The following is a 10,232-nucleotide window of genomic DNA, read 5'->3' on the forward strand; positions in this document are numbered from 1 at the left end:
TGCGCACCCGGACCCGGCCGGGCCCCGGGCGCGCCCGGGGCACCGGGCGGCGGCGGAGGCGTCGGCCCGCCGGGGGACGCCTTGCGGGTGGCCTCGTTCGCGATGTCGGCCGCGCCGGGAGCGGCACCGGCGGCCGGACCGGCACCGGGCACGGCGCCCGGACCTCCGGGGAGTTCGACCTGGGGAGCGATGGCCGTGGGCGGCAGCGCACTGCCGCCGGACAGCAGCTCGGTCTTGGCCTCCGGCCGCACGCCCGGCACCGGGGTGTCCTCGTCGTCCCAACCCGCCAGCGCCGGGGCGAAGACCGTCGCGGGCGGGGCAACCGAACGGTCGCCGTCGTCGCCGCCGGAGTTGGTGTCGGCCCACGGCGTCCCGCCGGAGGGCGCCGACGCGGCGGAGGAGCCGGACGAGGCGGCGGCCGGTGCGGGAGGAGTGGGCGGCGTACCCGCCACCGGCGGTGCGCCCTGCGACGGCTCACCGGACCCGGACGTACCGGATCCCGTACCGGACCCGGACCCGGCCTCCGACCGCTGGTCGGGAATGTCCAGCCGCTGGTCCGGCAGGCTCATCGCGTCCGCCGCCTCCTGCAACCACTCCGGCGGAGTGAGCAGGAAGGACGTGGCGTTGAGATCGATGCGCTGCTGGCGGCCGCCGGTGGTGTCCGCGGGGGCGGCCTCGGCCGTCGCCCCGTAGCACTCCTCGTACCGGCGGACGACCTCGCCGACCGGCAGTCCCGGCCACAGCGTGGTCTCCCCGCTGTCGCGGGCGATCACCATCCGGGCGCCGTCGGCGGCCGAGTCCGAGACCGGACCGTCGGCCCGGTCCTCGGCCCAGACCACGAAGCCGAGGTCGAACTCCCGGACCCGCACCTCGCGCTGCTGGTACGCGGGCACATCACCGTTTATCCAGAGTTCCGCGCGCTCCTGCGCCTGTGCGAAGGTCACCATCGCGCTCACTCCTCCACCGGGACGGCGTACGCGAATCCGCCGTCCACCATCAGGTTCGCCACGGTCTCCAGCTCCGGCGGATTGCCCGCCAGCCGCAGCAGGAAGGCGTCGAAGTCATCGCCGCACGGCAGCATGAGCTCCGTCACCCGCTCCTGGACCGTCCAGCCGTCGTGGTCGCGCGCATCGTCGTACGCGCAGAACCACACCGAGCCGATCGCGTCGCCCTTCACCTTCACGGCGATCACTCCGCCCTGGACGAGGCCGACGCCCAGGTAGTCCTTGGTGAAGTGGTCGCGCAGACACTTGTTCATATAGACCAGGTCGTTGACCGCGGCCTCGTCGCGCACCGTGAAGAAGGGCTGGTCTATCAGCAGCCCCAGCTCCGGGTCGAGGGCCGCGCCGATCGGGGCGCAGCCGCCCGCCGCCTTGAGGAACGAGCGGTACGCGCCGGGCAGCCGGTAGCCGAGGTCCTCCTCGACGCCGAGCACCTGCTCCTCGGTGACCGACAGACCGCGGACCGGCAGCCCGAAGTGGATCGGCCGGGTCTCCTGGAGCGGCCGGGTGCCGCGCTTGTCCTGGTCGACCTGGGCGGTGGCCAGTCCGCCGTGGTGCCGCAGCAGCGCCTTCACCTCGGCCGGGATCAGCTCCATCCGGCGGGTACCCGCGACGTGGTGCCAGGTCCAGCCGTGCGGGGTGGCGACCGGCGCGGAGTCCTTCCACAGCTCATGACCGGCGGCGAACTGTGCCGCGTTCGCCGAGACGTAGTCCGTCAGCCGCAGCTCGTCGACGCCGAAGCCCTCGGGGGGCTCGGCGATTTCGGCCGCTGCGCGGGCATAGGGCGAGAAGTCCGGAAAGCCGTTTTCATCCATCCGGACGCCCTTGGGGTGGCGAGCGGCCCGGACCGGGTCCGGGAAGTGCACGACCTGCCCGGCGTAGGCCGTGTTCGGTGGCGCGGCTTGCTGCCCGAGCCGACCTGTCGTCATGGCGGTTGCCCCCTGCTGATGCTGTCTACTGCACACAGCCTATGCGTTGGCGCAATGGGCGGAACCGGTCGGTGGCCCCGGCCGCCGCCACCCCGGGGCGGTCGCGCGGGGGCGCCGCGCCGCGTCACCTGGAGGTACAAGCCCGGACTACCGCACCACCCGGCACATTTGGCAATCTGATCACTGCAACCGGGGGATTGCGGTAGGGAGGGAACCACCACATGCAGACCACGCGGAGCGACGGGAGCGGCATTGACGCCGCCCCCGCGGCCAGCGACCCCCGGCTGGGCTGGAGCAGCGTCGACCCCGATGCAGGACCGCCCGCGGTGCACCACCGGCGTGACGGCATCCTGCCCGCCGTGGCCGCCGCGCTCTCCGTCCGCGGCGAGACCCTCACCTGCACCGGCGTCAAGGGCAATCAGCCGCCCACACTGCACCCCCTGGTCCAGGAGTTCCTGGACGCGCTCCCGACCGGCCAGCGGGAACGGTTCACCGGGCGCTGCGCCGAGGCGATCCTGCTCTCCCGCCATCTGACGGCCTTCGAGGCGAACCGCTCCAAACGCGCCTCCCGCAAACCGCTCGGGCAGGGCGAGGCCCGCCGCTCCCTGAAGCAGGCCAAGCTCACCACCCGCCGTATCCGCGAGGCCGGTGACCCTCGGCACGGCAGCTACGCCCCGCCCTGTCTGTCCTGCACGGCGCTGCTGGCCCAGTTCGGCGTACGGGTCGTGGGTGAGACCGAGTGAAACAGGCATACGACCGCATGGACGTCACCCGCTTCCCCATCGCCGTGGACGCCGCGCTGCGCGAGGCGGGCTGGCAGCCCGGCCGCTGGGACATCCGGCGCGCCGAGGTCTGGGCCGACACCCTGCGCGCCCACACCTCCCCCGCCGGACACCAGCACGCGGTCTTCCCGGCGGCCGTCGAGGCGTGGGCGGAGTTCGGCGAACTGGAGGTGCGGCCGCCCGCGGCGGGGCGGCAGATCGCCCCGACCCCGTTCCGGATCGACCCCCTGCCCGGCCTCCACCTGGCCCGCACCCTGAGCGATCTGGGCCGGGCGCTGGAGACGGAGGTCTGCCCGCTGGGCGAAGAGGCGGACGGCCAGGCCCTGCTGACGATCGACGCGGAGGGGCGGGTGTACAGCATGGACCACTGCGGTGACTGGTACCTGGGCGCGAGCGTGGACGCGGCGCTGGCCACGCTGGTCTCCGGCACCCTCCCGCCACGGCTCCCCCGCGCATAACCCCTCGCCGGGGCCCGAGCCGGGCCCGCGACCCGGCCGAGGGGCCGACGGCCCGCCCGTACGCACACCGCCCGGTGCCGGGGATACACGGACGCCCGTCCCGAAGACCCGCCGGTGATCCAGTGCACCGCCCCGGGCCCGGTCGCGTGCCCGGGCCGCGAGCCCGCCAGTACCCCGGCGCACGCCGGCCGTCGCCCATCCCGGGCCCGGCTCCCGGCCCGGACCGCCGCCACGGCTACGGCAGCCCCGCCGCCCCCGCGCGGCGGACACGCCCCCACCCACGCACCCGGGGAGCCCCGGCGGAAGTGCCGCCGTGCACGACACTGAACGATCGCCCGGCCCGGCTCCGAGGTCCCGCCCTGCGCGGCCGAACGCATCGCCCGCGGCGGCCCGGCGCCCGCCCCGGCCCGGATGGCCGGCTGACCTGTGCGGTGACCGACAACCGCGTTCCGCGCGGAGCGCGAGGCGCGACGCGCGGAGCGCCCGTCCCTCGACGGCGGCGACAGCCGCGCCCGCTATGCGCTCCTGGCGCGTTCCACGTCTTCGAACTCCTCGGCGGGAGCCTCCGCGGGGTCCGCCGACTCCTCGCCCGTACGGTCCGGGATGACCGCCGAGACGCGGAAGCCGCCCGCCTCCGTCGGGCCCGAGACGAAGCCTCCGCCCAGTGTGGAGACCCGCTCGCGCATACCGACCAGACCGTTGCCCCCGCTGGGCAGCCCGGCGTCCGCCGCACCGCGCTCGCTCGGCCCGTTCTCCACCAGTACGGCGATCTCGTCCGGGCGGTGGGCGAGCCGTACCCGGGCGCTGGCGCCCGGGGCGTGCTTGTGGACGTTGGTGAGCGCTTCCTGCACCACCCGGTACGCGGTCCGCTCGACCCGTGCGGCGTAGCCCCGCTCCTCGCCCTCCACGGAGAGCTCCACGGTCATCCCGGCCGCGCGCGACTGCCCGACCAGCGCCTCCAGCTCCGCCAGAGTCGGCCCGCCCAGGTCATCCGACTCCCGCTCGGCCGCCGATGCCTGCGCGGCGGCCGTCGCGGCCACCGCCACCGCGGCCAGTGGCACCCGGCGCTCCTGGGGGGCGGCCGGAGCGGCCGCCGCGGTGCCGGGCCGCTGGCCGTCCTCGGAGCGCAGCACCCCCAGCATCTGCCGCAACTCGGTGAGGGCCTGCCGCCCCATGTCGCCGACCAGCGCGGCGTTCTTCGACGCCTTCTCGGGGTCCTTCAGCGCCACCGCCTGGAGCGCCGCCGCGTGCACCACCATCAGGCTCACGCGGTGCGCCACCACGTCGTGCATCTCGCGGGCGATCCGGGTGCGCTCCTCGTTGCGGGCCCACTCGGCCCGTTCCTCCGCGCGGTCCGCGAGCAGCGACAGCTCGCGCTCGAGTCCGTCGGCCCGCTCCCGCAGGCTCTCCACCAGCCGCCGCCGGGCCCTGACGTAGAGGCCGAGCAGTACCGGCGGGGCGGTCATCCCCAGCGCCATCACCACCGAGACCAGCGGCACGACCCAGAGCCCCGGCTCCCAGCCGTCCTTCTTGATGTCCTCCTGGAAGCGGATCATGGTGATGATGAGCGTCCCGGAGCCCGCCATCCCGGCGAGCACCGCCGTGATCCGCCGCGGCACCTCGGAGGCGGCCAGGGTGTAGAGGCCGACCACACCGAGGAGCAGCCCCATCTCGGCCGGGGTGACCGCGATCGATATCAGGACGACGGCGATCGCCCACCGGCGGCGCAGCACCAGCGTCGAGCCGACGACGACCCCGAGCACCACCCCGAGCAGGGTGGGAATGCGGGCGTCCTGCGCGAAACCGACGCCCTCCGCGGCGCACTCCGCCGACGACGCGACGGCGAGCCCCACGTCGAGCAGCATGCTCCGCCGCCGCGACCACCACCACGGACCAGCGGGCGCGCCCCGCGCACTCGCTGCCTCGACTACCCCCGTAGCACTCATAGCGACCAGACTACGGCCGGACCGCAAGGCTTTTCCCTGGGACACGACGGGGTGCGGGTCACTCGAACGGCGCACGGCGCCGGGTCCCGGAAACGGGGCAACGACGCTGATCCATACCGTCGCACGGAGGGCTGGTGGTACGGCATAGTGGTGGGGGCCGGATCGACACCCTGACAGGATGTCCGATTTGATGGCTTTTCTATCCCCTGTGGTGTAATAGGCAACACTACCGGTTTTGGTCCGGTTGTTCCGGGTTCGAGTCCTGGCAGGGGAGCTCTTCTTTCCGTCCCCACGGGTCCTGATCGCCCCGATCGGGACCCGCACACGTTTCCGTCCGGAAACCTCTCGGTATCCTGCGGGTGTCCACCCCCGAAGCCGAAGGGCACACCCGTGAGCGCCAACCGCCCGGCAGCCGTCGTCGTCCTCGCAGCGGGTGAGGGCACCCGTATGAAGTCGGCGACCCCCAAGGTCCTCCACGCGATCTGCGGCCGGTCCCTCGTCGGACATGTCGTCGCCGCCTCCCGCGAGCTCTCCCCCGAGCACCTGGTGGTCGTGGTCGGACACGCCCGCGAACAGGTCACCGCACATCTCGCCGAGATCGACGCCGAGGTGCGCACCGCCGTCCAGCACGAGCAGAACGGCACCGGACACGCCGTCCGCATGGGTCTTGAGGAGCTGTCCGGCAGCGGGGTCGCCCTCGACGGCACCGTGATCGTCGTCTGCGGGGACACCCCGCTGCTGACCGGCGCCACCCTGGAGCGGCTGGCCTCGGCGCACGCCACCGACGGGAACGCGGTGACGGTGCTCACCGCCGAGGTGCCGGACTCCACCGGCTACGGCCGGATCGTGCGGGACGCGGCCAGCGGCGCCGTCACCGCGATCGTCGAGCACAAGGACGCCACCGACGCCCAGCGCGCGATCCGCGAGATCAACTCCGGTGTCTTCGCCTTCGACGCCCAGCTCCTCACCGATGCGCTGGGCAAGGTCCGCACCGACAACAGCCAGGGCGAGGAGTACCTCACCGATGTGCTCGGCATCCTGCGTGAGGCCGGTCACCGGGTGGGCGCCGCCGTGGCCGGTGACCACCGCGAGATCCTCGGCATCAACAACCGCGTCCAGCTCGCCGAGGCCCGCCGGCTGCTCAACGAGCGGCTGCTGGAGCGCGCCATGCTCAGCGGGGTGACCGTGGTCGACCCGGGCACCACCTGGATCGACGCGACCGTGACCTTCGAGCCGGACGCACTGGTCCACCCCGGCACCCAGCTGCTGGGCGCCACCCACCTCGCGGCGCACAGCGAGGTCGGCCCGAACTCCCGGCTCACCGACACCACCGTGGGCGAGGGCGCCGTCGTCTCGTTCACCGTCGCCGACCGCGCCGAGGTCGGCGCGGGCGCCGGAGTGGGGCCCTACGCGTATCTGCGCCCCGGCTCCCGGCTGGGCGCCAAGTCCAAGGCCGGCACCTACGTGGAGATGAAGAACGCCTCGCTCGGCGAGGGCAGCAAGGTGCCGCATCTGTCCTACGTGGGCGACGCCACGATCGGCGACCACACCAACATCGGTGCCGCGAGCGTCTTCGTGAACTACGACGGCGTCAACAAGCACCACACCACCATCGGCAGCCACTGCCGCACCGGAGCCGACAACATGCTTGTGGCTCCCGTCACGATCGGGGACGGCGCGTACACCGCCGCCGGCTCGGTCATCACCAAGGATGTGCCCCCCGGCTCGCTGGCCGTCGCCCGCGGACAGCAGCGGAATATCGAGGGCTGGGTGGCCCGCAAGCGCCCCGGAAGTGCCGCGGCGCGGGCGGCGGAAAGCGCTCATCAGGACAACCAGGGCGATCAGTGACCCGTACACGGGTATGCCGTGCGGGGCGTACCGTGTGAAGCGCACCAAAGTGACATCCAAGGAGACTTGCTGTGACCGGGATCAAGACGACCGGCGAGAAGAAGCTGATGCTCTTCTCCGGCCGCGCCCACCCCGAGCTGGCCGAGGAGGTCGCCCATGAGCTGGGCGTCAGCTTGGTCCCGACCAAGGCATTCGACTTCGCCAACGGCGAGATCTACGTCCGCTTCCAGGAGTCCGCGCGGGGCGCCGACTGCTTCCTGATCCAGAGCCACACCGCTCCGATCAATAAGTGGATCATGGAGCAGCTCATCATGATCGACGCGCTGAAGCGGGCTTCCGCGCGGTCCATCACGGTGATCGTCCCCTTCTACGGCTATGCCCGCCAGGACAAGAAGCACCGCGGCCGCGAGCCCATCTCGGCCCGTCTGATCGCGGATCTGCTGAAGACCTCGGGCGCCGACCGCATCCTCACCATCGATCTGCACACCGACCAGATCCAGGGCTTCTTCGACGGCCCGGTGGACCACCTCTTCGCCCTTCCGCTGCTCGCCGACTACGTGGGCGCCAAGGTGGACCGCACCAAGCTCACCGTGGTCTCCCCGGACGCCGGCCGGGTGCGGGTCGCCGACCGCTGGTGCGACCGGCTGGGCGCCCCGCTGGCGATCGTGCACAAGCGGCGCGACCCGGACGTGGCCAACCAGGTCACCGTGCACGAGGTCGTCGGTGATGTGGACGGCCGGGTCTGTGTCCTGGTCGACGACATGATCGACACCGGTGGCACCATCTGCGCCGCGGCCGACGCGCTGTACGCCAACGGCGCCGAGGACGTGATCGTGACGGCCACCCACGGTGTGCTGTCCGGCCCGGCCGCCGACCGGCTGAAGAACTCGAAGGTCAGCGAGTTCGTCTTCACCAACACCCTGCCCACCCCGAGCGAGGTCGAGCTCGACAAGGTCACCGTGCTGTCGATGGCGCCCACCATCGCCCGCGCGGTCCAGGAGGTCTTCGAGGACGGCTCGGTGACCAGCCTCTTCGAGGAGCACGCCTGATGGGCTTAGGCACTGAGCGCACCGGTTGAGGCCACCCCGCGGGCGGGGTGGCCTCAGCCATATCCGGCCATTGGTAGACTCATGGGGTTGCTCGGCGAGGGAGGCTGTGCTCGGCACAGCTGTCCGTTATCGACGCGCTCTTCGTAGCAGGTCTGTCGTGGGCCGGGTGACGCCCACATATCAGGACACGATCTACGAGGAGTGCCCCATGGCCGAGGTCAAGATCTCCGCTCAGCCCCGTACCGAGTTCGGCAAGGGTGCGGCCCGCCGCACCCGCGTTGCCGGCCGCGTCCCCGGTGTCATCTACGGCCACGGCACCGAGCCGGTGCACGTGACCCTGCCGGGCCACGACCTGCTGATGGCGCTGAAGACCGCCAACGTGCTGATCCGCCTGGACATCGAGGGCGGCAAGAGCGAGCTCGTCATCCCCAAGGCCGTCCAGCGCCACCCCATCAAGATCGGTGTCCTTGAGCACATCGACCTGCTGCTGGTGAAGAAGGGCGAGAAGGTCACGGTCGAGGTGCCGATCCTCACCGAGGGCGAGCTGGCCCCCGGCGGCAACCTGCTCGAGCACGTGCTGAACGCCCTCCCGGTCGAGACCGAGGCCACCCACATCCCCGAGGGTGTCACCATCTCCATCGAGGGCCTGGACGCGGGCGCCACCATCCACGCCAAGGACATCAAGCTGCCCTCCGGCACCACCCTCGCCGTCGAGGACGACGCCCCGGTGCTGCACGTGGTCGCCGCCCAGGCCGAGGCTCCGGCCGAGGAGGCCGCCGAGGGCGAGGAAGAGGCCACCGAGGAGGCGTAAGCTCCGGCTCCCTTCTTCCCTTTCTCCGGCCGCCGTTCCGCCCCCGCCGCCCCCGTCCACGGGTGCGGCGGGGCGGGGCGGCGGCCGTCCCTCCAGGAGAGACACAGCATGACGACGGACGACACGAGCCCCTGGCTGGTGGTGGGTCTCGGCAACCCCGGGGGCGAGTACGCCGCCAACCGCCACAACGTCGGCTTCATGGTGGCCGAACTGCTGGCCGAACGGATGGGCGCCCGGTTCAAGGCGCACAAGTCGCGGGCCCAGGTCGTCGAGGGGCGGATCGGCCCGCCCGGCCCGGGAAGCCGCCGGGTCGTCATCGCCAAGCCGATGTCGTTCATGAACCTCTCGGGCGGACCGACCACCGCGCTGCGCGACTTCTACAAGGTGCCGGTGGACCATGTCGTGGCGGTCCATGACGAATTGGACATCGACTACGGGGCGCTCCGGCTGAAGGTCGGCGGTGGTGACAATGGCCACAACGGACTGAAGTCGATCACCAAGTCGCTGGGTCCCGACTACGCCCGGGTGCGCTTCGGGATCGGCCGTCCGCCCGGCCGGATGGATGTCGCGGCGTTCGTCCTGAAGGACTTCTCCTCTGCTGAGCGGCGGGAGTTGGACTACTTCGTGGACCGCGCGGCCGATGCGGTGGAGACACTGATCGTGGACGGGCTGGAGCGCGCGCAGACCACGTACAACTCCTGACAAACGCCTGTTCGCCCGTTTCTTCGCCCGAGGTTGACCCCGGGTCCCGTCATGGCCAGTATCCCGCCATGGCTTCCCCCGGTGTGACCACTGTGACCTCCAAGCGCAGCCGCACCCGGCGTGCGGGCGAGAGCGCGTACGGACTGCTGCTGCTCACCAAGAACGCGGTGGTGGCGCTGATCGCGCTGTTCCTGCTGGCCGCCGGGGTGTGGTCGTCCTGGAGCGACGCCCGTCCGGCCATGCTCACCAAGGGACTTGACCGGGGCGTGGTCACCGTCCGCGAATGCGGTGACGACTGGTGCACCGGCTCCTTCACCCCGGCCCGCGAGGGCGGGGAGGACCCCGACCGGGTCCGGATCGACAAGGCCGTCACCGACGGGACCGGCGACCGGCTGGCGGTGGCGCTCAAACCGGGGACCGACGAGGGCGTCCGCACCGGCCCGGCCGGAGTGCTGCACGCCTGGGTGCCGTTGGGCGGCTCGCTGCTGCTGGCCGCGCTGCTGGTGGCGGGGGGCTTGCGGATGCGGCGGACGGCCTGGGTGACCGGGCTGCTGGGCGCGGCCCTGCTCGGCGCCTCGTTCGCCGCGCTCACCTTCTGACGCGCCTCCCGGCGCGGCCCTCCTGACGACGACACCGGGCGGGGGGGGCCCGGGGGGGGGGGGGCCCCCCCCGGGTGTGGGGGGGGGGGGACGGGGGGCGGCGGGGG

9 protein-coding genes, 1 tRNA gene and 1 pseudogene are annotated in these 10,232 nt (G+C 72.5%); 8 read left to right on the top strand and 3 right to left on the bottom strand.

The window, feature by feature from the left end; all coding sequences use genetic code 11:
• Both NMK44_RS15620 and NMK44_RS15625 read right to left on the bottom strand, forming a co-directional pair.
• Positions 1-947 (bottom strand): annotated as a pseudogene (locus NMK44_RS15620) (SUKH-4 family immunity protein); the annotation flags it as partial.
• A 5-nt stretch (positions 948-952) separates the two neighbouring features.
• Positions 953-1,930 (bottom strand): HNH endonuclease, encoded by a 978-nt coding sequence (locus tag NMK44_RS15625; protein WP_254743412.1) that lies wholly within the window; start codon positions 1,928-1,930, stop codon positions 953-955.
• Positions 1,931-2,151: 221 nt separating this feature from the next.
• Between NMK44_RS15625 and NMK44_RS15630 the strand changes: the two genes are divergently transcribed.
• The gene (locus NMK44_RS15630; protein ID WP_254743414.1) at positions 2,152-2,673 is read left to right on the top strand and encodes a YwqJ-related putative deaminase; all 522 of its coding nucleotides are present in this window, start codon (positions 2,152-2,154) and stop codon (positions 2,671-2,673) included.
• Positions 2,674-2,690: 17 nt separating this feature from the next.
• Positions 2,691-3,170 (top strand): SUKH-3 domain-containing protein, encoded by a 480-nt coding sequence (locus NMK44_RS15635; RefSeq protein WP_254743848.1) that lies wholly within the window; start codon positions 2,691-2,693, stop codon positions 3,168-3,170.
• 515 nt (positions 3,171-3,685) lie between these two features.
• Here the strand turns inward: NMK44_RS15635 and NMK44_RS15640 are convergent.
• Positions 3,686-5,116: a sensor histidine kinase gene (locus NMK44_RS15640; RefSeq protein ID WP_254743416.1), complete on the bottom strand. Its 1,431-nt coding sequence runs from the start codon at positions 5,114-5,116 to the stop codon at positions 3,686-3,688.
• Between the two features lie 202 nt (positions 5,117-5,318).
• Between NMK44_RS15640 and NMK44_RS15645 the strand changes: the two genes are divergently transcribed.
• From NMK44_RS15645 to NMK44_RS15670, 6 genes are all read left to right on the top strand, one after another.
• Positions 5,319-5,390 (top strand) — tRNA-Gln (locus NMK44_RS15645).
• A gap of 116 nt (positions 5,391-5,506) precedes the next feature.
• On the top strand, positions 5,507-6,964 hold the full coding sequence (glmU, locus tag NMK44_RS15650; RefSeq protein WP_254743418.1) for a bifunctional UDP-N-acetylglucosamine diphosphorylase/glucosamine-1-phosphate N-acetyltransferase GlmU: 1,458 nt from the start codon (positions 5,507-5,509) through the stop codon (positions 6,962-6,964).
• 71 nt (positions 6,965-7,035) lie between these two features.
• The gene (locus NMK44_RS15655) at positions 7,036-8,013 is read left to right on the top strand and encodes a ribose-phosphate diphosphokinase (RefSeq protein WP_254743420.1); all 978 of its coding nucleotides are present in this window, start codon (positions 7,036-7,038) and stop codon (positions 8,011-8,013) included.
• Positions 8,014-8,221: 208 nt separating this feature from the next.
• Positions 8,222-8,824: a 50S ribosomal protein L25/general stress protein Ctc gene (locus NMK44_RS15660; protein WP_254743850.1), complete on the top strand. Its 603-nt coding sequence runs from the start codon at positions 8,222-8,224 to the stop codon at positions 8,822-8,824.
• Between the two features lie 108 nt (positions 8,825-8,932).
• Positions 8,933-9,526 (top strand): aminoacyl-tRNA hydrolase, encoded by a 594-nt coding sequence (pth, locus tag NMK44_RS15665; RefSeq protein ID WP_254743422.1) that lies wholly within the window; start codon positions 8,933-8,935, stop codon positions 9,524-9,526.
• A 68-nt stretch (positions 9,527-9,594) separates the two neighbouring features.
• Positions 9,595-10,125 (top strand): hypothetical protein, encoded by a 531-nt coding sequence (locus tag NMK44_RS15670; protein WP_254743424.1) that lies wholly within the window; start codon positions 9,595-9,597, stop codon positions 10,123-10,125.
• The last annotated feature ends 107 nt before the right edge of the window (positions 10,126-10,232 follow it).

The organism is Streptomyces cucumeris (assembly GCF_024295805.1).
In the GTDB taxonomy this organism is placed as follows: Bacteria; Actinomycetota; Actinomycetes; order Streptomycetales; family Streptomycetaceae; genus Streptomyces; species Streptomyces cucumeris.